We start from the raw sequence: 23,699 nt of genomic DNA, 5'->3' as shown, positions 1-23,699 counted from the left end.
GCATCCCTACGCCTCCGCGATGCGATTTGAATGAGGCGACCGCTTTTCTATACTGGACGAGGGCTGTCCTTGACCCCATCCCGGGAGTTGAACCTTGTCCATCCTTCCCCGCGCCGCGCGATTGCGGCTTGAATGGTCGCTCGGCGCGTGTTTCCTGCTGATCACGCTGATCGTTACCGCTGTCGTGGTCTGGCAAACCGGGCAACATCAACGCCAGCAGCTGCTGGCCGCTTATCAGACCCGGCTGGGTTACGTCTCGCAAACCCGCAATGCCATCCTGCGCAGGCAATTCGACCAGCTGGATCGCGATGTGCGCTTTCTCAGCGCCACGCCGCCGATCGGCGGCATCATCCGCGCCAAGGCCGACAACGGCATCGACAAACAGGAAAAATCCACGCTGCAGAATTGGAACAAGCGCCTGACCTCCCTGTTCAGCGCCTTCCTGGCGGCCAATCCGGAATTGACCTCAGCGCGGCTGATCGGAGCGGCCGATGGCGGGCGGGAACTGCTGCGCGTGGAGCGCGGAGCGCGCGGCGACGTCGTCGTCGTTGCGGAAGGAAAGCTGGCCCGGCGCGGCGATCGCAGTTACGTAAGCGAGGCGCTGCGCCTGCCGCCGGAACAAGTCTATTTTTCGGATCTGTCGATGGGCTCGCGCCCGCGGGAAGCGCATGGCGCGCCGTTGGTGCCGACCTTGCATGTATCGATGCCGGTCCGCGATGAGCGCGGCTCGGTCTTTGGCGTAGTGGTCATTAATTTCAACGCCAGCGAACTGCTGGCCTCATTGAAACGCAACATCCCGACGGAAATCCAGATTTACCTGACCGATCAGAACGGCAGCTATCTGCAGCAACCGGACCCGCCCCGCGCTTTCGGCTCCGAACCCGGCCACCTCAAGCGCTGGCAGGATGATTTCCGGCCGACATCGCAAGACATGGGGCAACCGGCCACCTTGCGCACCTTCGACTCGCCGTACGGCATCGCCTACGCGCATGCGATCGACATTCCGTTCACGCCCAGAATGCCTGGACACTATTGCAAGCTGATCGCCGTGCTGCCGGACGAGCAAGTGGCCAAACTCGTCGCCAACACCCAGGCCGCCGTGCTGACCAATGCATTGAGCGTATTCCTGCTGCTGGGCCTCGCCTGCCTGCTGTATTTCCGCACCTACCGCCAGGCGGCCATCCGCCAGGCCGAACTGGCCGCGATTGTGGAAAGTTCGCAGGACGCCATCATCGGCTGCACCCCCCAGGGCCGCATCGTCAGCTGGAACGCAGGCGCGGAACGCCTGCTCGGCTGTCCGGCCGAGCGGGCGGTAGGCCAAACGCTGGACAGCATCATTCCGCAACCCGAAGGCGCTCCCGCCGCTCCCGAGCGGCTGCTGCAGGTCTGCGAAGATGACGCGCCCAACAATCTGCGCTGCGGCCTGCGGCTGCCGGATGCCCGCTGGCTGGACGTGGACATCACCATTTCGCCGATTCGCCATGGCCGCGGCCGCCCCAGCGGCGTGGCGCTGACCATACGCGACATCAGCGAACAGCAAGCCGCCGAAAAATACATCCGTGAACTGAATGCCTCGCTGGAGCAGCAGATCGAACAGCGCACCCAGCAGTTGCGCGCGTATTCAGCCATGCAAAACGCCATCCTGGCCCACTCCGGCTACGCCATCATCGCCACCGACGGCAACGGCCTGATCACGCTGTTCAATCCGGCGGCGGAACGCATGCTGGGTTATCCGGCGCCAGACATGATAGGCCAGCGCTCCTTGGCCTACTTCCATTGCGCGGACGAATTGGCCGAACGCTCGATCCAGCTGTCGCACGAGCTGGGCGAAACCGTAGGCGCGGACTTCGAGGCCATCGTCGCGCCGGTGTGGCGGCAAGAAACCGACGAAAGGCAATGGACCTATGTGCGCGCCGACGGCAGCCGCTTTCCGGTACAGCTGACGGTCTCCCGGCTGGAGAACGAGAGCGGCGACGCCGCCGGCTATCTGGTCATCGCCTCCGACATCACGCAGCGCCTGCAGGACCAGCGCAGCCTGGAGTCCGCCCGCGACCAGCTGATCAAGGCGGCGGAGGTGGCGGAACTGGGCATCTGGAGCTGGCGCATCGCCAGCGACACGCTGGAGTGGAACGACAGGATGTTCGACATTTACGATATCCCGCGCTCCTTCCGCGACTTCGGGCTTTACTACAACCACTGGCGGGGGCGGGTCCACCCGGACGATGTCGCGGATGCCGAGCTGCGGCTGCAGCAGTCGCAGGAAACCGGCATCGCCTTCAACCAGACCTTCCGCATCGTGCGCCAGGACGGAGACATCCGTTACGTGCAGGCGGCGGCGGTCGTCGAATGCGGCCCGGATGGCAAACCCAGCCTGATGCTGGGGATCAATCGCGACATCACCCCGCAGCGCGAGCAGGAAAACTGGCTGCGCGAAGCAAAAACCGCGGCGGACAGCGCCAGCCGCGCCAAGTCTGATTTCCTGGCCAATATGAGCCATGAGATCCGGACGCCGATGAACGCCGTGCTCGGCATGTTGCAACTGTTGCAGCACACCCGGCTGGACGAACAGCAAGCAGACTATGCCGACAAAGCCGCCGCCGCCGCGCGCACCCTGCTCGCCCTGCTCAACGACATTCTGGACTTCTCCCGCGTGGAAGCCGGCAAGCTCACGCTGGACCCGCATCCGCTCAGCCTGGACAAGCTGCTGCGCGACATCGGCGTCATCCTGTCCGCCAATGTCGGCGCCAAAGACGTGGAAGTGCTGTTCGACATCGCCCCCGAGCTGCCCGACACCATCATCGCCGACTCGCTGCGCCTGCAGCAGATTCTGATCAATCTGGCCGGCAACGCGATCAAGTTCACCGAGCGCGGCGAAGTGGCGCTATCGGCCCAGTTGGTGGAGCGGGATGCGGACCGGCTGCGCATCGCCTTCGCCGTGCGCGATACCGGCATCGGCATCACGGCGGAACAATGCCAGCGCATCTTCGAAGGCTTCTCCCAGGCGGAATCGTCCACAGCCCGACGCTATGGCGGCTCCGGACTCGGCCTCGCCATCAGCCAGCGTCTGGTCGGGCTGATGGGCGGCCAGCTGCGGGTGGATAGCGAACCCGGCCAGGGCAGCACCTTCAGCTTTGAAATCGAATGCGAAGCGGCGCCTGCCGCGGACATGCCCGTCTCCACAGGCGTCGTGCCGCTGCAAAACCTGCGCTGTCTGGTCATTGAAGACAATGACAGCGCCCGCCAGACGCAAAGCGCCATCCTGCGTTCCTTTGGCTGGCAGGTCGATGCCGCCGCCAGCGGCGAAGAAGCGCTGGCCATGCTTTCAGGACAGCCGGAAGGGCTGGATTACGACGTGGTGCTGGTGGACTGGCGCATGCCCGGCATCGATGGCTGGGAAACCTGCGAGCGTCTGCGACGCCTTCCGCCACAGGGCCAGCCGCCGGTGATCATGATGGTCACCGCCTACGGACGCGAGCTGTTCGAGCAGCGCCGCAAGCAAAGCCCCGGCGTCATCGACCACTTCCTGATCAAGCCGGTGACGGCATCCATGCTGTTCGACGCCGTCGCCGACGCGCGCGCCGGACGAGGGTTGCGCCAGGCCCTTCCCCCGCTGCCCGCCGGCCAAGCGCCGCGGCTGGCCGGCCTCAAGCTGCTGCTGGTGGAAGACAACGCCACCAACCAGCAGGTGGCGCGCGAACTGCTGAGCCAGGAAGGCGCCGCGGTGGACGTGGCGGACTGCGGACAGGCGGCGCTGGCCGCCATCGCGTCATCGGCTCATTACGACCTGGTGCTGATGGACATCCAGATGCCGGACATGGATGGCTATGAGGCAACCCGCCGCTTGCGCGCCCAGTACCCCGCTACCGCCCTACCCATCATCGCGATGACCGCCAACGTGATGCCGGCCGACCGCGAACAGGCGCTGGCCAGCGGCATGAACGACCATGTCGGCAAGCCCTTCGATCTGGACCAATTGGTGGCGGCGATACTCCGCCACACTGCTCGCCCGCCCCAAGCCAGGGAGGCTCTCTCCGCCCCGCAGGGCGCCCTCGCCCAGGCGGAACCTGCCCGCGCGGAACCGACAGCCGACAGCGGCCTGATCAACAGTCGCGCCGCCATCCTCCGCTTCGGCGGCAATGTCGAAATCTACCGCCGCACCCTGCTGAGCTTTTGCGAAGAACTAACCGGGCTGTTGGCCAGTCTGCAAGACCAGATCCAGCAAAGCCTGCGCGAGCCGGCGATCCAAACCCTGCATACGCTGAAAGGGCTGGCCGCCACGGTCGGCGCCGACGCACTCGCCGCCCTCGCCGCCGACAAGGAGACCTGGCTGCGCGATCCGGCGCGCGGCTGGCCAGCGGACTTCTCCGCGCTGCGACAAGCGGCGGAAGAGGCTACTGCGGCGGCACAACGCCTGGCCCTGCAGCTAGTCGCGCCCCCCGCCGCTCAGCCCCCCGCAGCTGGCGATGTCGCCCTCATCTGGCAGGAGCTGGCCGATCTGCGGCTGCTGCTAAACACATCCAATCTAGAGGCCGTTAAGCGCTTTGAACAGCTGGAACAACAATATCGCGTGGCCATGCCGCAGGAACTGGAACAACTCGGCGACGCCATCATGCAGCTGGACTTCGCCGCCGCCACGCGCCTATGCGACGACCTGCTCAGACAACAAAAGGTGGATCAGCCATGAACGATGCGCCCTTCCATGCCACCGTCCGGCGCGGCAGGATACTGGTCGTCGACGATCAGCCGACCAACATCTTGGCGGCGCATCAAATCCTGCAGCCGGAGCACGATGTTTTCATGGCCACCACCGGCGAACAAGCCATCGATTTCTGTCAGTCGACGCCGCCTGACTTGCTGCTGCTGGATGTGGAAATGCCCGGCATGAACGGCATGCAGATCTGCCAGCAGCTGAAGCAAGATCCAGCCACTTGCGACATCCCCGTCATTTTCGTGACTGCCCACCAGGGGCAGGAGCAGGAAATCGCCTGCTGGGAGGCCGGCGCCGTGGACTTCGTCACCAAACCGGTGACGCCAGTCACCTTGCGCAAGCGGGTCAATGCCCATCTGACGCTGAAATTCCAGGCCGACCAACTACGCGCGCTGGCCTTCAGCGACGGACTGACCGGCCTCGCCAACCGGCGCCGCTTCGATGAGCGGCTGGAGCAGGCCTGGCGCCATGGTCTGCGCCACAATCATCCGGTCTCGCTGATCATGGCCGACATCGATCATTTCAAGAAATACAATGATCGCTACGGCCACAGCGCCGGCGACGAATGCCTGCGCCGGGTGGCGCAGACGCTGCGCGAGCAACTGAACCGCTCTTATGATCTGGCCGCCCGCTTCGGCGGCGAGGAATTCGCTTGTCTGATGCCGGAAACCACGCTGGCCGGCGCCACCACGCTGGCCATGAAGATGGAGGCCGCCATCCGCGAGCTGCGGATCGAACATGCCGATTCTGACGTGGCGCCCTGGGTCACCCTCAGCCTGGGGGTCGCCAGCCTGATGCCGGATGTCGACTGCCGCAGCCAACGCTTGATCGAACAGGCGGACGGCCAGCTCTACCTCGCCAAGGGCTGCGGCCGCGGGTGCGTCTGCGCCATCTAGGCTCGGCCTAACTGGCCGGATGGCGGATGACCAGCAGGGAAATATCGTCGCAAGCCACGCCGCCCAGCATATGGGCCTTGGCCGACGACAGCACCGATTCGCCTATCGCTTGCGGCCAGCCCTGGCGCACCGCCGCCTCGACCCCGGACAGGCCGAACATCGCGCCGGCGCCGTCCTTGGCCTCGGTGATGCCATCCGAACTGACCACCAGCACCTGCGACGGACGCCATTCCAGTGTCTGCATCGAGTCGTCAAAGTCTTCGGCCGCCAGCACGCCCAGCGCGGGGTGGCTGGACTTGCAGCGCGCCGTCACCTCGCCCTGCTCGTCGAACAGCAGCACGCAAGGCACGCCGCCGTTCCAGATCCGCAGCGCGCCGCCGCCGGGTTCGATGGCGATCAGCGCCGCCGCCACGAAGCGGCCGCCCGGCAGCAGGCGGTGCAGCTTCTGATTGACCCCGCGGACGATGTCAGCCATGTCGCAGCCGGCCTCGGTCATCTCATGAAAACAGTCTATGGCCGGCAGCGCGCTGATGGCAGCGGTCAAGCCGTGCCCGGTGCAATCGGCCAGCATGATATGCTCGCCGCCGGCCGGCGTAGGACAAATGATGACCAGATCGCCGTTGAAGCCGGCTGCCGGGCTGAGGTATTGCCAGATATGGCTGGGCGTGGACGTGCGCAGGCTGATCAGCCGCTCGATCAGCTCCAGCGCCAGTTGCTGCTCGAACTCGTTTTCGCGGTAATACTTTTCCAGCCGCACCGCATCCTGGTTGATCTGGTTCTGCATCTCGGCGATGCGCAGAAAGACATGGATCTTGGCGGATAGCAGGTCGAAACTGACCGGTTTGGCCAGGTAGTCGTCCCCGCCAGCCTTCAAGCCCTGCACCACGCTTTCCAGCTCATTCAAGCTGGTCAGGAAGATGATGGGCACCCAGTGCTCGCCGAACATCCGGCGCAGCTCCGTGGTTGCCTGCAAGCCATCCATCTCCGGCATGATGACATCCATCAGGATCAGGTCCGGCAGCTGATTCTGACAAAACGCCACCGCTTCCAGGCCGTTCTTGGCCGAAACGCAGCGATAGCCAAGCTCCATGATGAACTGCTCGATGAAATAGCGATTGGTCGCGCTATCCTCTACCAACAAGATTGTCGTCGACGACATCCCATCCTCGCCTGATGCAGCTGCTGCCAGTCACAAACCGAATCCATCCCGGCCCCGTCGTCATGCTGCGCCTTTGGCCTTCAGCCCAGCGTACTGCTGCTGCCCGCCTCGGCGCGTCTTGGCTCTACGAGCCTGTTTACGACCTGCTGCGCGTCGCGAGGCGACACGGCGAGACGTCTTCGGAATGCTCATCTACCATTTACACCGCTTCCCCAGCCGTTTTCGCCTTGTCTCGCTCTAGCTCGCGAGAGCGTAAACAGGCTTCACGCTCCAAGTCTGTCCGCGCCCGCATTCGCGACGCCAAGAGCCGGCCGCCGCACCGCCATGCGCTCAACCAGCCCACTCCCATAATAAGACTACTGCCGACAACACTCCAAGTTGCAATGCAATATCGCGCACTGGCAGCCCTTGTCCAAGAAAAATCCCCGCGGACGCGGGGATCAGAAGTTATCGCGCCATCCGCTGTTGGCAAAGCCAAGCGATGCGCTCGGGCCAGTCCGGAAATCCGGGCGTGCCGCTTGCGGCTCACGGCTGGAAAGGCGTGTTTTCGGCAAAGTACTCGTGGTTGTCGGCATTGTTCAGGGCCTTGGCCGGGCTGCTCTTGGCCAAATCCTGGGCGCCGCTCTGGCCGTAGACATTGTCCTGCGTCCCGGCTATCACGGTGAAATGCGACAACTCATGCACCAGCGTGCCGCCTTTGGAATCGGTGCCCTTGGTCGGCGCTCTCCAGAACGCCCCGCACAAATAGATGGTATACGGCTGCGACGGATAGACGTAGGCAAAGGTGTCGCTGTCGGTGCAACTGCAATCCAGCTTGATCGGTTTGGTATCCAGCGCGTCCTTGATCTTGACATAGTGGGACTTGGCCGTGTTCCAGTTAGCCTGGCTGTACTTGCCAAACCAGGTGACATAGCGCGGCGACGCCGATTGCGCGCCGCTCAGATACGCCGCGGTCTCATCTGCCATCGCCCCGGCGGCCACCACGCCATCCTTGGATTGCGACTGCTGGCTGACCGAGCAGTTGCCGGCGTAACTGATGCCGCTGACCGCGCTGCGGCTCTGGACCTGCCAGGCCTGTTTCGCCGAGCGCGAGCGCAGCAACAATGGGCTGATCTTGCCGGTGCTGGCGGCGCCGACCACATTGGACACGATGGCTTCGTCCTGCTGCGGCGCGGCCTGCTTGGCGCGGATGCCGGCAGGCAGGCCGCGGTTCAGCACCCGGTTGCCGCTGCTTTCGAAGCGAACGCTCAACTGGCCGCCCTTGGACAGATCGTAATAATCAGACACCCGGACTTTGGCGCTCAATGTCGCGCCCGGCGCCAGCGTCACCGTATCGCGCAGCGACGGCACCACCCGCTTGTACTGCGGCCCAAGGTACTCCGCCGGCTTGCCGTCGACGCTGACTGCCAGGAAACGCTCCTGCACCTCCTTGCCCGGCAGGTACCAGCGGTAGAGATGCAAGGGCTGCTTGCCGGTGTTGCGATAGTTGACGGTCACATCGACGTCCTGTTCGGCGCTGACGCTGGGCTGGCCGAGGCTGACTTGCAGATCGGCGGCAAAGGCGGATGAAGCGAACAACAGCGCCGCGGCAACGATAGGTAATCTCTTGTCCATTTTATTGTTCCCTTTAGAGGATTCTTTCATCACGGAAAGTTATATAAAACGCACTCGTCATGCGCAAATCATTAATTACATGAACAAGCCATGACGACAATCAATAAAATTACCGATGTTGCGAAATGCATACAGCATATCCGCTGCAGCGCCCGCCTCAGCGCCAACATCACCGGTCTATAGTGCGGTAAGATCACAGGTTGACTGCGCCGGGTGAGACCGATCCCGGCGCGCGGCCACAACCCTCGACTGTTTTTCGACGGAATCATGAATCAAGCATCTGAAAAGGCCCTGGTCGTCCTGTCCGGCGGCCAAGACTCAACCACCTGTCTGTACTGGGCGCTGCGCCGTTTCGGCGCAGGCAATGTAGAAGCCGTAACCTTCGACTACGGCCAGCGCCACCGCGTGGAGCTGGATTGCGCCCGCAAAATCGCCCAGCTGGCCGGCGTGCGCCAAACCGTGCTGCCCATCGACACCTTCGCAGCGATAGGCGGCAACGCGCTGACCGACGACGCCATCGCTCCGGAAGATGGCGTGCGCGACGACGACGCCCTGCCCAACACCTTCGTGCCCGGCCGCAATCTGATCTTCCTGACTTTCGCCGCCGCCTTCGCTTACACCCGCGGCGCGCGCCATCTGGTAACCGGCGTCGCCCAGACCGACTACTCCGGCTACCCGGACTGCCGCGAAAACACGCTGAAGGCGCTGGAGCTATCGCTGCGCCTGGGCATGGATAGCCGGGTGGAACTGCACACGCCGCTGATGTATCTGTCCAAGGCCGAAACTGTGACGCTGGCGCAACAAGTAGGGGCGATGGAAGCCCTGGCCTGGAGCCACACCTGTTACAACGGCGAGGTGCCGCCCTGCGGCCATTGCGCGTCGTGCGAGCTGCGCGCCAAAGGCTTCGCCGAAGCCGGCGTGGCCGATCCCTTGGTAGAACGCTGCCAGGCCGAAGCGGAAGGGCTCTGAAATGCACGCCTGCTATCTGCTCGCCGGCGCCGGCTTTGAAGCGGCGCGGCAACTGCCGGCCGCTGCAGGCAAAGCCTCCCGCCCGCATGGCCACAGTTTCCGCGTTCTGATCCGCAGCGAAGCGCAATGCGGCGACGCCGCGGCGCTGGAAGGCGCCGTGCATGCGGCCCTCGCGCCGCTGGACTACACCGACCTGAATGCGCTGCTGGCCGACAGCAGCGATCTGGCGCTGGCGCGACACATCGCCCAAGCCCTGCCCCAGCCAGCCGCCATCAAGCTGCAAGGCGCGCCGGATCACGGCGTGACGTTGGATGGACAACACGCCTTCTGCTGGCTGAACGCTTCATTCGAGGCCGCCCATCATCTGCCGCACGTGCCGGTTGGCCATAAATGCGGCCGCCTGCATGGCCACGGCTTCGGCGTGCGGCTGGTAGCCGATGCCGCGCGCTGCGGCATACCGGAACTGGAACAGGCCTGGACACCGTTGTTCCATCGCCTGAACCACCGCTACCTGAACGATATCGCCGGCCTGGACAACCCCACCAGCGAAGTGCTGGCCCTGTGGCTGCACCAACAGCTGAAGCCAGCGATGCCGGGCCTCGCCTGGGTGGAAGTGCGCGAGACGCATACCGCCGGCAGCCAATTCGACGGCCAGCGTTTCCGCATCTGGAAAGAGCAGCGCTTCGAGAGCGCGATGCCGTTCGACGAAGCCGGCAACTACACCGGCCACAGCTATCTGGTCCGCCTGATGCTGGCCGGCGACATCGACCGCACCATGGGCTGGCTGCTGGACTTCGGCGACGTCAAGGATCGCTTCAAGCCGATCTACCGCCAACTGGATCACAATCCGCTGGACAAGCTGGCCGGCCTGCGCCGCCACGACAACGCCGCGGTGGCGGAGTGGATCCATGCCCAATTGTCTCCGCTGGTGCCGGAACTGGACCGCATCGATCTGATGGAAAGCGAGCGCGCGGGCGTCTCGCTACACTTCCATCAGGACATGCGCTGGCCGCTGCTGTAAACGGCCTGGCCGCATACTGAATCCCGCGCGGGCAAGCCGCTCGCGCCATGCCTTCGAGAAATAGCGTGACTACCTACACCGTCAAGGAAATCTTCTACACCCTGCAAGGCGAAGGCCGACAGGCCGGCCGCGCCGCGGTGTTCTGCCGCTTTGCCGGCTGCAATCTGTGGTCCGGCCGCGAGGAAGACCGCGCCAAGGCGATTTGCCAGTTCTGCGATACCGATTTCGTCGGCACCGGCCCGGACGGCGGCAAGTTCGACGGCGCCGCCGCGCTGGCTGCCCGCATCGCCTCGGAATGGCCCGAAGACGCCGGCGGCGTGCGCTATGTGGTATGCACTGGCGGCGAGCCGCTGCTGCAGCTGGACAGCGAGCTGATAGACGCCCTGCATGCGGAAGGATTTGAGATTGCCGTAGAGACCAACGGCACCGTGGCCGCGCCTCCAGGCATAGACTGGATCTGCGTCAGCCCCAAGGCCGGATCCGAGCTGAAACAGCTCAGCGGCAACGAGTTGAAGCTGGTCTACCCGCAACCCGCGCAGTTGCCAGACACCGTGGCGCATCTGGATTTCGACACTTTCTACCTGCAACCGATGGACGGCCCGGACCTGGCCGCCAACACCCGCGCCGCCATCGCCTACTGCATGGCACACCCCAAGTGGCGGCTGTCAGTGCAGACCCACAAGGTGGTCAGCATCCGCTAAACGAAAACAGGCCCGGCGAGGGCCTGTTCTCATTCCATCAGCGCTCAACCCGCGATCACTTCCTCAGCGTTTCCAAATACAGCCATTGCTGATATATCCACGGCAGATGCTGCCATAGTCCGGCCAGATTATTCAGTCTTTTGTTCGCCGGATTATCGCCGTATTCCGTAGCGATCCATTGCTCCGGATCTGGCACATCGCCGCCAGCTTGCTCAGGCGTAAACATCAGATAGGCAGGGAGACGCCAATAGTCCTTGCCGTTGCTATCCTTTCCTGCGGCCGGCAAGGTATAAAAACCAGGGTCTACACACTTTGTATCCTCATCGGTGCGAGGCGCGGCCTTGCATGGCCTCGCTCCCTTAACAATCGCCTGTCCTTTCAACAAAATCTGTCTCCCCGCATGCGAGAAATTCAACCCGGGCATCGCAGCCAACGTTGGTAACATCTGCTGCGGCACGCCCAAACCCTCCATTGCTTGGGGATAATTCAGCGAGGATACGCTTTCCAAGGTCAGCGGCACTTGCGGCACGGTATCCAAAGAAGACAGCACCGCAAATGCGCCCTGATTGCCGAAGTCGAGCGCATACTGATAGGCGAAATACTCATTACCCGGCTTGGGCTGGGCAAAGGCGTAACACTTCACGTCGAAGCAAGCGTTCGCAAACGGTTGGGCATTCAGCCATGCGGCCGCCAGCGTCGCCATCCCCGCCCCCAGGCTATGCCCGGTGACATAGATTCGGATGGGTTTGCCCTGGCCCGATTGCTCGATGACCGCTTTGAGCATGTCCGACAAGCGGTTGCGATGTCCGCATATTTTTTCCGCGGCGAAATCCAGCGACTCCAGCGCCAAGCGAAAACCCATGTGCACCTTGGCCCGCTCGGTGGTTCCATCATATGTCTGCTTGCAATAGGTTCTCGATGATATCGTCCATTGCTTAGCCGCTTCGCCTATCCATTTGGCTGCATGCTTTTGGTTTTCGACATCGATGGTGATCGGTGTGGCGCTGACCAGCAACGCTTCAAAATCTTCGAACACATTCGGTCGATTGACCGTCCCGCGAAAGGCAAGACAATAGGCATCCAACTCAGGGTGATAAGCCAGCATGGCCTGGTTATAAAACAAATCCTGACAAGAAAGACAGATGGATCGCGACCAGTCTTCGGACTTGATGCCGGCTTGCCAGCCCTGTGGCCAACGCTGAGTCAACAAGGATGGCAGCGCCTGCCCCGGATAGCGCGTTTTGTTGACCACGGAAATAATCGGCGCTTCTGTCATCTTCGCAGTAGGAAACAAACCTATCGTATTCTCTTTGCTGTCATTCTCCGCGTCAGGTCCGCGCGTGGGGTCGCTCCACAATTCCCCGCCCACGGCGGAAGCCAGGCACAAAATCTCCAAAGCCTCCTCGACTGAATACTCTTTGCTCCATTGCATGCCAGCCATCGCGCCACTCTCCTAAGTAGAAGGATATGCCCGGCTAATGCCGGTGTTTAAGAACAACATTGAACAGAGTTTCAAGCAACTGCTCATAAGAACAGCGGCATTGCAGAAAACCTCTAAATGGCTATCTGCATCGCGCCGGCTAACGTCTATAACAACAAAATCACGGCCTAGACCGCGAAAAGGCCATTCCGATCGACACGCTACGCTTGCGTCTTTTTTTTGTTTTCCGCGTAAGAATCGCAAAAGCATCTCGACTTAATGGCTGTGGGCGGCGCTTCCGGCAAGCAAGCTGTAAGCATCCGCCGCTTCCGGCGACCAATCGCCATCACCCGCATGGGTGAACTACCCAGGAGAAAACCATGAGCAGCAACAAAACCCTTATCGCTACCGCTCTTAGCGCGGTCATCGCCATCGGCGCCATGAGCAGCGGGCAGGCTCTGGCCAACGATGGAAGCAAAGACCAGTGCTTCGGCATCGCCAAGGCCGGTCAGAACGACTGTAAAAACGCCGCGCACGCCTGCGCCGGCCAAGCCAAGGTTGACAACGACCCTGCCGACTTCAAGCTGGTTCCCACCGGCACTTGCCAGCAAATGGGCGGTCAAACCAAGCCGATGTAATTTTGCTGGCTGGCAAGCCCAGCCATTTTGATTACCATACCCCGGCTTGGCGGCACTCGCCGCCAGGCACCACACCAAGGAGTCAAACATGAAGCAGAACAAAGCCCTGATCGCCTCCGCGCTCGGCGCCGTCATCGCCATGGGCGCCTTCTCCGCCGCGCCGGCCAGCGCCGCAGACAAGGAAAAATGCTATGGCATCGCCCAGGCAGGCAAGAACGACTGCGCCTCCGCCACCGGCATGCACTCCTGCGCCGGACAAGCCAAGGTGGACAAAGACCCGGGCGACTGGAAATACGTCGCCAAGGGCAGCTGCGAAAAAATGGGCGGCAGCGCGACGCCTAAGAAGTAATTCGCTCCATCCGGCCCGCCATGCGGCGGGCCGCCCTGCCCGGAACCGCAGCATGTCATACACCAGCCTACCCAGCGTTTGCGGCATCGGCCTGCGCGCACCTCATTACCGCGAAGCACTGGACACCACGCCGGCCCTCGGCTGGGTGGAGGTGCACAGCGAAAACTTCTTCGATGGCGGCACGCCGCTGGCCATGCTGCGCCGCGTCGCCGAAACCTGGCCCTTGTCCCTGCATGGCGTGGGCCTTGGCCTGGGCTCCGCCGCCCGGCCCGACGCCGGCCACCTGGCGTCGCTGAAGCGGCTGGTCGACGAGTTGCAGCCAGCCGCGGTATCGGAACACCTGTCGTTCAACCACTCGGCGCAGCGCTACGTGAACGACCTGCTGCCGATCCCCTATACCCGCGCCGCGCTGGATACCATCGCCGGCCATGTAGCGCAGACGCAGGATGCGCTGCGCCGCCCCATCCTGCTGGAAAACCTGTCGAGCTACGTCGAGTTTCCCGGCAACGAGATGAACGAAGGCGAGTTTCTGGCCGAACTGGTGCGCCTGACCGGTTGCGGCATCCTGCTCGACGTCAACAATCTCTACGTCAACCGCATCAATCTGGGCACCGACACCGAGGCCGTGCTGGCGGCGCTGCCGGTCGATGCGATCGGCGAAATCCATCTCGCCGGCTACAGCGAACGCGAGGGCCTGCTGGTGGACACCCATAGCCAGCCGGTGCATGACGGCGTCTGGCAGTTTTACCGCGAAGTGATAGCGCGCATCGGGCCACGCCCCACCTTGATCGAATGGGATCTGGATATTCCGCCGCTAGCGGTGTTGCGCGACGAGGCAGCCAAGGCGCAAGCGATACTGGAGAGCCGTCATGAACTGGCATGACTGGCAGCACGCGCTGCTGGAGGCGATTGCCGACCCGGCGCAACAGCCCGCCGCGGCGGAATGGGGGCTGAACCCCGCCGGCCTGGCGGTCTACCGCAACAATTACCGCGTCGGCCTGATCGATACGCTGGCGCACAGCCACCCGGTATGCCGCGAACTGGTGGGCGAGGAATTCTTCGCCGCCCTGGCGCGCGAGTACGTCAAGGGCCAGCCGTCGGTCAGCGGCAACCTGCATGTCTATGGTTCCGGCTTCGCCGACTTCATCGCCGGCTTCGAACATTGCCGCGAACTCCCGTACCTGGCCGACGTGGCGCGCCTGGAGTGGGCCATCCACCGCTGTTACTACGCGCAGGACGCCGCATCGCTTGATATCTCCGCCTTGGGCGCAGTACCGCAGGAACAATGGGGCCAGTTAACCTTCATCCCCCTGCCTGACGTGGCGCTATGCCAGGCCCGCTCGCCCGCCGTCAGCATCTGGCGGGCGCACCAAGACCACGGGCCGCTGGAAGGCATTTTGCAACGTCCGCCGGAGGATGCCCTGGTCTACCGCGAGCATGGCGCCGTGCAGGTCAAAGCGCTGGCACGACGCGACTACGCCTTCTATGCCTCGCTGTTCGATGGCCTGCCGCTGGCAGAGGCTGCGGACAATGCGCAAACGCTGGATGAAGCCTTCGATCTGCAAGCCGCCCTGCTCGGCCTGTTCCAACCGCCTCTGCTTGCCTCCTTCCATCTTCAACCGGACGCCTCCTCATGAGTAATGCGCTCAAACCCGCCTTCTGTGCCTATCGCCTGCTGATCCGCGCTGGCGACCTGCTGCAGCCGCTGGTGCTGGTGCTGCTGCGGCTGTGGATCGCCCATGTGTTCTTCAGCTCCGGCCTGACCAAGATCGCCGACTGGGACGTCACGCTGGCCTTGTTTACCGACGAATACCATGTGCCGGTGTTGCCGCCGAATGTCGCGGCTATCATGGCCACCTGCGGCGAGCTGGGCCTGTCCAGCCTGCTGGTGCTGGGCCTGGGCGGGCGCTTTGCCGCCGCGGGCTTGTTCATCCTCAATGCGGTGGCGGTGATCAGCTATCCCGGCCTGACCGATGCCACGCGACAGTTCCATTATTTCTGGGGCGCGCAAATCCTGGTGCTGCTGGCCTTCGGCCCCGGCCTGCTGTCGCTGGACGCTTTGCTGAAGCGCTGGCTGCAACGGCGTTGTCCCAACTCAGGCAGCTGTTAAAGGCTGCGTCCTCCTCTCTACTAGGCGCCTTGGACAAGGCGCCTCGCCGCAACCAAGGGGACGAATCCAGCATCGGAATGGTTGCCAGCCGGGCAAGCGGCGCAAGTCGTGGCATAATCAAACCAACCACTTTGATGCCGATCGCACCACATGAGCACACAGCAAACCCTGGCCGTCGTCGCCGCGCATGCCGACTCCCCCTTTATCGATGACCTCGCCCGCCTGGCGCAAACCAACCGAATCGACCGCTCCCGCCACGGCGTCATCCGCCTGGACGGCGTAGCCGGCGAACAGAAGTCGGATCTACTGGGCCTGTGCCGGCAACATCGCTGCGATGCGGGCCTGGTCGAGAGCGAGCGCCGTTTTGCCGATTTCGGCCTGCTGGTGTCCGATATGGACTCCACGCTGATCAGCATCGAATGCATCGACGAAATCGCCGACCTCAAGGGCATCAAGCCGCAAGTGGCGGAAATCACCGAGCGCGCGATGCGCGGAGAGTTGGATTTTTCCGCGGCCCTGCGGGAGCGGGTGGCTTTGCTGGCAGGCCTGCCGGAGGCCGCGCTGCAGGAAGTGTATGAACAGCGGCTGCGGCTGAATCCCGGCGCTGCGCAATTGTTGGCGGCCTGCCGCGAGGCTGGCATTCGGACGCTGCTGGTATCCGGCGGCTTCACGTATTTCACCGACCGGCTCAAGGCGGAACTGGGCCTGGACGAGGCGCATGCCAACCAGCTGGAAGTCATCGATGGCAAGCTGACAGGCCGCGTGCTGGGCGGCATCGTCGATGCCGAAACCAAACAGCGTCTGCTGATCGCCGCCCGCGTACGGCTGGGCCTGCGTCCGGATCAGGTTCTGGCGGTGGGCGACGGCGCCAACGACTTGCCCATGCTGCGCGAGGCCGGCGTCGGCATCGCCTATCACGCCAAGCCGCGCGTCAGCGCCGAGGCGGATCTGGCGGTCGAGTACGGCGGCCTGGATGCCATCCCGCAATTTTTCCTCTGAGTACGCGACATGCAAGCCTCCTCCCCCATCGCCCTGCCGCAACTGGACACCGTCAGCTTCGATGCCGAGCTGCCTCTGGCGGCCAAGGTCTTGGACGGGGAATATCCGCCGCGCATGCAACGGGAAACCAGGCTATCCCTGCGCGTGCTGGCGGCGCCGACGGAAACCCCAGACGACACCAACCCCGTGATGCTGCGGCTGGAGGCCAAGCTGGACTTGGCGCTGGAAGTTTCCCTGCTGGAACGGCATCCGGATCGTCCAAACAATACGCCTTGCCGGCTCGGCTTGAACAGCATAGCCTGGCGCGACCAGCAGAATTGGCAGCCTGGGCAGCGCCTGCTGCTGTGCCTGCATCCCAATCCGGACTCCGCGCTCAGCCTATGCCTATGCGGCGTCATCGCCAGCAATCAGCCCGGAGGCGAACGCGATTATCTGCTGACGGCCGACATCCACGAATCGTTCGATACCGACACGCATCTGCTTTGGGAAAAGTGGGTATTCCGCCGCCATCGGCGGGCGATACAAGAGCGCTGAGCGAACTCAACCGCCGGTCATCGACATGAAGCGGACCAGTTTTTGCGGCTGCTCGCGGAACTCATGCCGCTCCGGCTTCAGCTCTATCGCCTGACGGATCGCGGCCTCCAGGCCCGCATCGTCGATGCCGCCGCGCAGCAAGGGCCGCAGCTCCATTTTCTCCTCCTGCCCCAGGCACATATACAGCGTGCCATCCACCGATAGCCGCACCCGGTTGCACGTCGCGCAGAAGTGTTGCGAGATGGGCGTGATCACGCCCAGGGAGAAACTGCCGTCGCGGCGTCCCCAGTAACGGGCAGGCCCGCCGCCCAGCGTCTTTGCCTGCTCCACCAGATCGTAGCTGGCGCACAGGCGCTTCAGCACCGGCTGCAAATCGAGGTACTGGGAGGCGCGGCCGGTGTCGCCCATCGGCATCGCCTCGATCAGCCGCAGGATCAGCCCGTGCTCGATGCAAAACGCCACCATGGCGTCGATGTCCTGCTCATTGACACCGCGCATCGCCACCATATTGATCTTGATCGGCGAAAAACCGGCCGCCTTGGCCGCCATCAGGCCTTCCATCACCCGCGGCAGGTTGTCGCTGCCGGTAATCTGCTCCACGCAATCGCGGCGCAGCGAGTCCAGGCTCAGATTCAGGCGGCGCACCCCGGCGGCGTACAACGCCTCGGCATGGCGCGGCAACTGGGTGCCGTTGGTGCTCAGCGACAAATCCTCCAGGCCTGGCAGCGCAGCCAGCCGGGCAGCCAGCAGAGGCAGATCGCGCCGCAGAAGCGGCTCGCCGCCGGTCAAGCGCAGGCGGCGGGTGCCCAGCCGGGCGAACACGGCCACTACCCGCTCGATCTCGTCGAAAGTCAGCCAATGCGCCGGCTCCTCGAAATGCTTGAAGCCCTTGGGCAGGCAATAACTGCAACGCAGATCGCAACGATCGGTCACCGATAGCCGCAGATACTCGATGGCTCGGCCGAAACGGTCAATCAACATGCTCTCTCCAAGCCTTGCTCCACACTGTGTGTCATTTAGTCGTCGCCGGAACCCATTTCTGACGCCCGCCATGACGCCTCATCGGCATCGAGACGCGGCAAGAGCGCAAGCGCATTTTCATTGTACTGCACACTACGCCGCGCCACAGGCTTGCAATGGAGAGTCGGCCTCATCCAAATCTGCGCCGCCATCATGACAAGCGGCCAACAGCGGCGCGCCTTCACCGCCATATTGCCTGCTGACCGGCGCCATCAAGCTAAAAAGCCAATTGGAAGCGCTAGCTATTTATCTTAATAATCAAAATCTTAAATTAATCTCAATGACATACACGATACACACAACGTTACAAAAACACTTAACTTGACGCAATTCGCCATTCTTATACTGGTCTCGCCAATTTATTCAAATTGGATCAAAAAGCGCCAAATACCTTGTGGCCACTTCCTGCCTTACCGGCCCCATACCCAGAGAGCGCAATCATCAGGAAGGCGGCGCGGCGCCCACCCGGCCCACGCACAGCCCTCCCCCAAAGGAGAAATAAAAGCATGGCCAAAGCATTCACAATAAAAATGTTGGTTGCCGCCCTGGCCGCCGTCGCCTCCTCCAGCGCGATGGCCGCGACGGCCCAGGATCTGGGCAAGGTGGAGCAAGCCGCGCCGGCGCAGAAACTGACGGTGACGCTAGCCCTGAACCTGCGCGACCGCGACGCCGCCACCCGCTATCTGCAAGAGGCTCACAGCCCGGCCAGTCCGAACTACCACAAATTCCTGACGCCGGCCGAGTTCCGCGCCCGCTTCGCTCCGAGCGACGCCACCGTGGCCCGAGTCAGCGCGCGGCTGCAGGCCGCCGGGCTCAGCGTCAAGCGCATAGGCAGCGCGCTGTTGCAGGTCAGCGGGCCGGCCGCCACCGTGCAGAAGGCCTTCGGCGCTGAAGTCCATGTATTCCAAAACAAAACCACCGCTCAAGCTGGCGTGTCCCGCTATATCGCCCCGGTGCGCGCGGGCACCCCCAGCGTGGACCTCAGCGATGTGCAGGCGGTGATCGGTCTGGATAGCCGTCCGCACTTCCGGCCGCACCTGCGCCAACTGCCCAGCCATCTGCAACCGGCCGCCGGCAAGACCAGCGGCACCGTCACCGGCGGCAACGCGCCGGGACAATGGACCGTCACCGACCTGGCCCGCTATTACAACATCACGCCGCTGTACAATCAGGGCATCCATGGCAAAGGCACCACCATCGGCATCGTGACCCTGGCCAGCTTCACGCCTGCCGACGCCTTCCAGTACTGGAGCCAGATCGGCCTGAATACCGACCCGAACCGCCTGAGCGTGGTCAACATCGATGGCGGCCCGGGCGCGCCCAGCGATGACGCCGGCTCCGACGAAACCACGCTGGATGTCGAGCAATCCGGCGGCATCGCGCCGGACGCCAAGATCATCGTCTATCAGGCGCCCAACACCACCCAGGGTTTCGTCGACGCCTTCGCCCAGGCGATTGAATCCAACACCGCCGATACCTTGTCGGTCAGTTGGGGAGAATGGGAATGGTTCGACCAGCAGGCCCAGGCGGCCAATCCGGTCAATGGCCAAACCACCAATGTGCTGCAGGCCTACCATGACTTGTTCCTGCAAGCCGCCCTGCAAGGCCAGACCATGTTCGCCGCGGCCGGCGATGCCGGCGCCTATGACGTGAACCGCGCAGCGCCGCTGCCGCAGTACAGCAAGGTATTGTCGGTGGATAGCCCGGCCAACCAGCAATTCATCACGGCGGCGGGCGCCACCACGGTTCCCTCAACCCTGACTTTCCACCCGAATGGCAAGGCCATGCAGGTCAAGATTCCACGCGAGCGCGCCTGGGGCTGGGACTACCTTAACGGCCTGTGCCAGGCGCTGGGCAAGGATCCGGTGGCATGCGGCACTTTCCCGGTGGGCGGCGGCGGCGGCGTCAGCGGCTTCATCAGTCGTCCGTTCTACCAGTATTGGGTGCCCGGCATGCAAAGCACGCCGGCGGGCCAGCAGCTGGTGGACAACAGCCAGAATCCGCCGCAGGTGATCGCATCCGTCCCGGCCAACTTCAAGGGCCGCAACGTGCCTGACATCTCGATGAACGGCGATCCGGAAACGGGCTATGTGGTGTACTACACCTCCAGCAAGACCGGCTTCTCCATCTTGAGCAACAACGGCGGCACCAGCTTCGTCGCGCCGCAGCTGGCCGGCATCACCGCCTTGCTGAATCAGTCGATGGGTGGACGTATCGGCTTGCTGAACTTCTCGCTGTACGGCCTGCTGGCAACCGGCCATGCCTATCACGGGCACGGCCACCACGGCGCGCCGCTGCGCGAAATCACCGCCGGCGACAACTGGGGCTACAACGCGCATCGCGGTTATAACCAGGCCACCGGCGTCGGCGTGCCCGACGTCGCCAATCTGGACGCCGCCTTGCATCGCTACTTCTGGTTTTAATTAACAGCCACAATGGAAAACGGCCATCTTTCAAAGATGGCCGTTTTACTATTCGACGCTATCCGCTTCATTCGCCAGGCAATACCCGCTGCCATGAAACAAGGACTGACGCCAGCTATGCATGACATGCCGCCCCGTCAATGATGGCGATGGTGCTTGTGATGCTTGTGATGCTTGCCGTGCTTATGCCCCGGCTTATCGTGCCGTTTGCGTTGCGGCTCGCGGCCGTAGTCGTGGCCCACTGCCGCGCCAGCGCCGCCGCCAATCGCGCCGCCAATGATCGCGCCATCGCGCCCGCCAACCGAGTGACCTACAGCCGCCCCTGCCGCGCCGCCCAAGGCGCCGCCGACAATGGCGCCTGTTGACGAATCGGCGCTGGCCACTGCTGACAGCAGAACCAGCGCCATGCCGGCAACTGCGAAAACTGACTTCATTTCCATTTTCCCGCAATTAATCAGAAAACGAAGCTTAAGGGCCGAGGCGGGTTTGGTCTGTATCCATATGTTAGAGAATATGAATATTCATTCACAAAAATGCTGCGCTATTGCTGCAGATAATCGAAGACCACCGTACCCAGATCCAGCGTCAGATCGCAGATGAAGTGATGCGCCGACAACACTTCCAGCACCGGCAGCTCGGCCACCGGCGCCAGCGCATGCGGATGCAGTTCCAGCGCGCCCGGCGCTCTCCAGGCGCCTTTGATCGTCACATCCGTGGTGTGATAGCGCACCAACTCGCAGATGCGCGGCGTGCCGTCCACATGCGGGATGATCTTCAAGAGGAAATTCGGTTCCGCCATGCTCTGTTGCAAGGCCGCGTGATCCAGTGTCTGGTACTTGTAGCCCATGGTGCCGGTGGCGATGCGCAAGGGCCCAAAATCCAAGGTGCCGATCAGCGTTTCCCGCTGCACCTCCAGACGCGGATGGCCCGCCTTTTTCGGGAAGCCCCATAGTTCGCGACCGCCCGCAATGGGAGGATGATCATCCAGAAACATCGAGTGGACATAGCTGCCTTGCACGCCGCGGAAGCTGACCGGGATCACCTGCCCGCTCTCGGTGTAGTCGCCAAACCCGGTGGAGTCCGGCATGCGGATGAATTCATACTTGACCACCGGCTCGGTTGCCTGCAGCGGCTCAGGCAGGATGGCCTGAATCGCCGCCGGATCCGTGCGATACGTGATGACCATGTACTCCCGGTTGACGAAACGGTACGGCCCAGGAGGAAACGCCGGGCTGGTCAAGGGCATGGCAAAGGCACGGCTACGCACTTCTTGTTGCTTCATGGGACTTCTCCTTTAGAAACACACGAAAGACGGCAAGCAATCGGCAAAGTCAGCTGTGGCTGTAGACTGCATGAAAATATGTCAGCAAACCACTCAATTCAATAAGCATAAACACAGAGCAAAATTCGTCTGCATGCCACAATCCCCCGCTGTCAGGCAAGACGAGGTTGACGCACTAGGCGTGGGCCGACGATCATTACAGGCGCATGACCAGATTCGTCCGTCAACATCGCACCAACAGACAGGAAAAAATATGAACGCCGCCAAGAAAATCCGCCGCTTCATCGAAGAAGGTCACGACCCGCAACAAATGCATGTCCTGAAAGAACTGGCCGCCGCATTGGAAATGGGCCGCTCGTTCGACCTGAGCAAGCTGTACGATATCGACATGCGCTACTTCGATGTCGCCATCGATCTGCTGAAGGACTGGCGCTTCGATCACCACATCAGCTCGCGCAGCAAGCTGTTGGAACAGCTGCTGACCGAAATCGCCCCGCAACAGCAGGCGGCGATCAGCGCCGAGGAAGTCATTGCCACCGCTCAACACGCAAGCGGCGATGGCGGCGGCAAAAAGAAGGGCAAAAATTAACAGGCCAACGCTGCCGGAACAGTCTGCCAATGCTGTTGGTCAGCGCTGAGCCAGCCTAGTTCCAGTAAAACCATGATCTGCCACGCTTGCACCGCTGGCACTGGGTTAGCCGCGCCATGAAGCAGGGCATCGCGCACGTTCGAGTAATACCGCGTATAGTCGCCGGCCGGGCCGACAAGCTCGCGCGGCACGCCATCAGCCAGCACCAAGCGCCCAGGCAAGTCATCCCGGCCCCAAGCTGCGCTGCCCGGCATGCCTCCGGCCTTAAGCGCCTCTTCCTGCGGGTCCAGGCCATATTTGCTGAAGCTGCCCTGCGTGCCATGGATGATGAAGCGTGGCCCGGCGTCGGCCACCAGCGCACTGCCATGCAGCATGACTCGCTTATCCGGGTAGCGCAGCAGCGCATGAAACCAGTCATCGGAAAGCGCGCCATCGCGCAGGGCCGCCTTCTCCAACAAGATGGCTTGAGGCAGGCCAAACAACTGCACCACTTGGTCCAGCAGATGCGGGCCCAAGTCATACCACAGCCCCGCGCCGGCATTCGGCGACTCGCGCCAGCGCTGGCGCACCAGGGGCCGATAGCGATCAAAATGCGACTCAAAGTGGACCACCCTGCCCAGCAGCCCCTCTGCCATTAGCTGTTGTATCGCCAGGAAGTCGGCATCCCAGCGCCGGTTATGAAAGACCGACAGCAACAATCCCTGCCGCTCCGCCAATGCGACCAACTGCCTCGCTTCGGCAGCCGTCAATGTGAACGGCTTATCCACGACCACATGCTTGCCAGCCCGCAAAGCCGCCTCAGCCAAGGAAAAGTGGCTGTCATTCGGCGTGGCGATCACCACCAGATCGATGTCCGGCGCCATCAACAAGGCATCAGGGGTCGCATGAACCTGAACATTCGGCAACACCGCCCTCACCTGCTCCGGCCGACTGGACGCCACCGCCACCAACTCGATGCCATCCACCGCTCTCAATAGCGGCGCATGAAATGTCGAACCTGCATAACCAAACCCAAGCAGTCCCACTTTGAGCGTTTGTGTCATCATCTTCTCCGGCGCAATCCAAGCATGATACGGGCCGACGGCTATAAACGCCAAAGCCCCGGCAGTGTCTGTCGGGGCGGGTTTCGCGCATTCAGCGCGCACAAAGCACAAAGCCCAGCTCGTGTGAGCTGGGCTTTGTCGTATGGGGCGTCTGGCGGTGTCCTACTTTCACATGGCGAATGCCACACTATCATCGGCGCTAAGGCGTTTCACGATCCTGTTCG

At 62.8% G+C, this 23,699-nt stretch carries 21 protein-coding genes; 14 read left to right on the top strand and 7 right to left on the bottom strand.

The window, feature by feature from the left end; translation table 11 throughout:
* Positions 1–94: 94 nt before the first annotated feature.
* Positions 95–4,684 (top strand): response regulator, encoded by a 4,590-nt coding sequence (locus C2134_RS08265; RefSeq protein ID WP_146042113.1) that lies wholly within the window; start codon positions 95–97, stop codon positions 4,682–4,684.
* Complete coding sequence (locus C2134_RS08260) at positions 4,681–5,604, top strand: diguanylate cyclase (protein WP_103319111.1); 924 nt, start codon at positions 4,681–4,683, stop codon at positions 5,602–5,604. Before C2134_RS08265 ends, C2134_RS08260 begins: the two co-directional genes overlap by 4 nt.
* 7 nt (positions 5,605–5,611) lie before the next feature.
* Here C2134_RS08260 and C2134_RS08255 read toward each other — a convergent pair whose 3' ends face one another.
* The gene (locus C2134_RS08255; protein WP_103319110.1) at positions 5,612–6,763 is read right to left on the bottom strand and encodes a PP2C family protein-serine/threonine phosphatase; all 1,152 of its coding nucleotides are present in this window, start codon (positions 6,761–6,763) and stop codon (positions 5,612–5,614) included.
* 525 nt (positions 6,764–7,288) lie between these two features.
* The gene (locus C2134_RS08250; protein ID WP_158248725.1) at positions 7,289–8,377 is read right to left on the bottom strand and encodes a M35 family metalloendopeptidase; all 1,089 of its coding nucleotides are present in this window, start codon (positions 8,375–8,377) and stop codon (positions 7,289–7,291) included.
* A gap of 267 nt (positions 8,378–8,644) precedes the next feature.
* Between C2134_RS08250 and queC the strand changes: the two genes are divergently transcribed.
* The 3 genes from queC to queE all read left to right on the top strand — a co-directional run bounded on the left by queC (position 8,645) and on the right by queE (position 11,068).
* Positions 8,645–9,346: a 7-cyano-7-deazaguanine synthase QueC gene (gene queC, locus C2134_RS08245; RefSeq protein ID WP_103319106.1), complete on the top strand. Its 702-nt coding sequence runs from the start codon at positions 8,645–8,647 to the stop codon at positions 9,344–9,346.
* A 1-nt stretch (position 9,347) separates the two neighbouring features.
* Positions 9,348–10,367, top strand: a complete 1,020-nt coding sequence (locus C2134_RS22215) for a 6-pyruvoyl trahydropterin synthase family protein (protein WP_103319105.1) — start codon at positions 9,348–9,350, stop codon at positions 10,365–10,367.
* A gap of 65 nt (positions 10,368–10,432) precedes the next feature.
* The gene (gene queE / locus C2134_RS08235; protein ID WP_233196393.1) at positions 10,433–11,068 is read left to right on the top strand and encodes a 7-carboxy-7-deazaguanine synthase; all 636 of its coding nucleotides are present in this window, start codon (positions 10,433–10,435) and stop codon (positions 11,066–11,068) included.
* A 55-nt stretch (positions 11,069–11,123) separates the two neighbouring features.
* Here the strand turns inward: queE and C2134_RS08230 are convergent, their stop codons facing one another.
* The gene (locus C2134_RS08230) at positions 11,124–12,509 is read right to left on the bottom strand and encodes a lipase family protein (protein ID WP_103319102.1); all 1,386 of its coding nucleotides are present in this window, start codon (positions 12,507–12,509) and stop codon (positions 11,124–11,126) included.
* A gap of 359 nt (positions 12,510–12,868) precedes the next feature.
* Between C2134_RS08230 and C2134_RS08225 the strand changes: the two genes are divergently transcribed.
* The 7 genes from C2134_RS08225 to C2134_RS08195 all read left to right on the top strand — a co-directional run bounded on the left by C2134_RS08225 (position 12,869) and on the right by C2134_RS08195 (position 17,118).
* The gene (locus C2134_RS08225; protein WP_103319100.1) at positions 12,869–13,126 is read left to right on the top strand and encodes a BufA1 family periplasmic bufferin-type metallophore; all 258 of its coding nucleotides are present in this window, start codon (positions 12,869–12,871) and stop codon (positions 13,124–13,126) included.
* Positions 13,127–13,214: 88 nt separating this feature from the next.
* A complete protein-coding gene (locus tag C2134_RS08220; RefSeq protein ID WP_103319098.1) occupies positions 13,215–13,475 on the top strand; it encodes a BufA1 family periplasmic bufferin-type metallophore in 261 nt (86 codons plus the stop codon).
* Positions 13,476–13,527: 52 nt separating this feature from the next.
* On the top strand, positions 13,528–14,358 hold the full coding sequence (gene bufB, locus C2134_RS08215) for an MNIO family bufferin maturase (RefSeq protein WP_103319096.1): 831 nt from the start codon (positions 13,528–13,530) through the stop codon (positions 14,356–14,358).
* A complete protein-coding gene (locus tag C2134_RS08210) occupies positions 14,345–15,112 on the top strand; it encodes an HvfC/BufC N-terminal domain-containing protein (RefSeq protein ID WP_103319095.1) in 768 nt (255 codons plus the stop codon). The genes bufB and C2134_RS08210 overlap by 14 nt, the downstream gene beginning before the upstream one ends.
* Entirely contained in the window at positions 15,109–15,585 is a 477-nt protein-coding gene (locus tag C2134_RS08205; protein WP_103319093.1) for a DoxX family protein, read from the top strand. The genes C2134_RS08210 and C2134_RS08205 overlap by 4 nt, the downstream gene beginning before the upstream one ends.
* Positions 15,586–15,735: 150 nt before the next feature.
* Positions 15,736–16,584 carry a phosphoserine phosphatase SerB gene (serB, locus tag C2134_RS08200; protein ID WP_103319091.1) on the top strand — a complete coding sequence of 283 codons (849 nt, stop codon included), beginning with the start codon at positions 15,736–15,738 and terminating at the stop codon, positions 16,582–16,584.
* Between the two features lie 9 nt (positions 16,585–16,593).
* Positions 16,594–17,118 (top strand): hypothetical protein, encoded by a 525-nt coding sequence (locus C2134_RS08195; RefSeq protein ID WP_103319090.1) that lies wholly within the window; start codon positions 16,594–16,596, stop codon positions 17,116–17,118.
* A 6-nt stretch (positions 17,119–17,124) separates the two neighbouring features.
* On the opposite strand, the gene moaA is transcribed toward C2134_RS08195, so the two are convergent.
* A complete protein-coding gene (moaA, locus tag C2134_RS08190; protein ID WP_103319088.1) occupies positions 17,125–18,099 on the bottom strand; it encodes a GTP 3',8-cyclase MoaA in 975 nt (324 codons plus the stop codon).
* Positions 18,100–18,644: 545 nt separating this feature from the next.
* Between moaA and C2134_RS08180 the strand changes: the two genes are divergently transcribed.
* Positions 18,645–20,561, top strand: a complete 1,917-nt coding sequence (locus tag C2134_RS08180; RefSeq protein ID WP_103319085.1) for a S53 family peptidase — start codon at positions 18,645–18,647, stop codon at positions 20,559–20,561.
* 137 nt (positions 20,562–20,698) lie between these two features.
* On the opposite strand, the gene C2134_RS08175 is transcribed toward C2134_RS08180, so the two are convergent.
* A complete protein-coding gene (locus C2134_RS08175; RefSeq protein ID WP_103319083.1) occupies positions 20,699–20,995 on the bottom strand; it encodes a YMGG-like glycine zipper-containing protein in 297 nt (98 codons plus the stop codon).
* 107 nt (positions 20,996–21,102) lie between these two features.
* A complete protein-coding gene (locus tag C2134_RS08170) occupies positions 21,103–21,843 on the bottom strand; it encodes an acetoacetate decarboxylase (protein WP_103319082.1) in 741 nt (246 codons plus the stop codon).
* 253 nt (positions 21,844–22,096) lie between these two features.
* Here C2134_RS08170 and C2134_RS08165 point away from each other — a divergent pair, with 253 nt between their 5' ends.
* A complete protein-coding gene (locus C2134_RS08165) occupies positions 22,097–22,432 on the top strand; it encodes a hypothetical protein (protein WP_103319080.1) in 336 nt (111 codons plus the stop codon).
* Here C2134_RS08165 and C2134_RS08160 read toward each other — a convergent pair.
* Positions 22,429–23,475 (bottom strand): oxidoreductase, encoded by a 1,047-nt coding sequence (locus C2134_RS08160; protein ID WP_103319078.1) that lies wholly within the window; start codon positions 23,473–23,475, stop codon positions 22,429–22,431. The two genes, C2134_RS08165 and C2134_RS08160, sit on opposite strands and share 4 nt — an antisense overlap.
* Positions 23,476–23,699 lie beyond the last annotated feature (224 nt).

Source organism: Chromobacterium sinusclupearum, assembly GCF_002902845.1.
Taxonomy (GTDB): Bacteria; Pseudomonadota; Gammaproteobacteria; order Burkholderiales; family Chromobacteriaceae; genus Chromobacterium; species Chromobacterium sinusclupearum.
Note: the sequence above shows the minus strand (reverse complement) of the source record. Positions and strands in the feature narration are given on the sequence as shown.

What these genes read in the sequence shown, in the direction of transcription:
- queC (WP_103319106.1), top strand. Translation starts at nt 8,645, where the DNA reads ATGAATCAAGCATCTGAAAAGGCCCTGGTCGTCCTGTCCGGCGGCCAA.
- C2134_RS08220 (WP_103319098.1), top strand. Translation starts at nt 13,215, where the DNA reads ATGAAGCAGAACAAAGCCCTGATCGCCTCCGCGCTCGGCGCCGTCATC.
- C2134_RS08210 (WP_103319095.1), top strand. Translation starts at nt 14,345, where the DNA reads ATGAACTGGCATGACTGGCAGCACGCGCTGCTGGAGGCGATTGCCGAC.
- C2134_RS08255 (WP_103319110.1), bottom strand. Translation starts at nt 6,763, where the DNA reads ATGTCGTCGACGACAATCTTGTTGGTAGAGGATAGCGCGACCAATCGC.
- C2134_RS08230 (WP_103319102.1), bottom strand. Translation starts at nt 12,509, where the DNA reads ATGGCTGGCATGCAATGGAGCAAAGAGTATTCAGTCGAGGAGGCTTTG.
- C2134_RS08195 (WP_103319090.1), top strand. Translation starts at nt 16,594, where the DNA reads ATGCAAGCCTCCTCCCCCATCGCCCTGCCGCAACTGGACACCGTCAGC.
- C2134_RS08165 (WP_103319080.1), top strand. Translation starts at nt 22,097, where the DNA reads ATGAACGCCGCCAAGAAAATCCGCCGCTTCATCGAAGAAGGTCACGAC.
- C2134_RS08170 (WP_103319082.1), bottom strand. Translation starts at nt 21,843, where the DNA reads ATGAAGCAACAAGAAGTGCGTAGCCGTGCCTTTGCCATGCCCTTGACC.
- C2134_RS08175 (WP_103319083.1), bottom strand. Translation starts at nt 20,995, where the DNA reads ATGAAGTCAGTTTTCGCAGTTGCCGGCATGGCGCTGGTTCTGCTGTCA.
- C2134_RS08260 (WP_103319111.1), top strand. Translation starts at nt 4,681, where the DNA reads ATGAACGATGCGCCCTTCCATGCCACCGTCCGGCGCGGCAGGATACTG.
- C2134_RS08180 (WP_103319085.1), top strand. Translation starts at nt 18,645, where the DNA reads ATGGCCAAAGCATTCACAATAAAAATGTTGGTTGCCGCCCTGGCCGCC.
- C2134_RS08225 (WP_103319100.1), top strand. Translation starts at nt 12,869, where the DNA reads ATGAGCAGCAACAAAACCCTTATCGCTACCGCTCTTAGCGCGGTCATC.
- C2134_RS08160 (WP_103319078.1), bottom strand. Translation starts at nt 23,475, where the DNA reads ATGACACAAACGCTCAAAGTGGGACTGCTTGGGTTTGGTTATGCAGGT.
- moaA (WP_103319088.1), bottom strand. Translation starts at nt 18,099, where the DNA reads ATGTTGATTGACCGTTTCGGCCGAGCCATCGAGTATCTGCGGCTATCG.
- C2134_RS08205 (WP_103319093.1), top strand. Translation starts at nt 15,109, where the DNA reads ATGAGTAATGCGCTCAAACCCGCCTTCTGTGCCTATCGCCTGCTGATC.
- C2134_RS22215 (WP_103319105.1), top strand. Translation starts at nt 9,348, where the DNA reads ATGCACGCCTGCTATCTGCTCGCCGGCGCCGGCTTTGAAGCGGCGCGG.
- bufB (WP_103319096.1), top strand. Translation starts at nt 13,528, where the DNA reads ATGTCATACACCAGCCTACCCAGCGTTTGCGGCATCGGCCTGCGCGCA.
- C2134_RS08250 (WP_158248725.1), bottom strand. Translation starts at nt 8,377, where the DNA reads ATGGACAAGAGATTACCTATCGTTGCCGCGGCGCTGTTGTTCGCTTCA.
- serB (WP_103319091.1), top strand. Translation starts at nt 15,736, where the DNA reads ATGAGCACACAGCAAACCCTGGCCGTCGTCGCCGCGCATGCCGACTCC.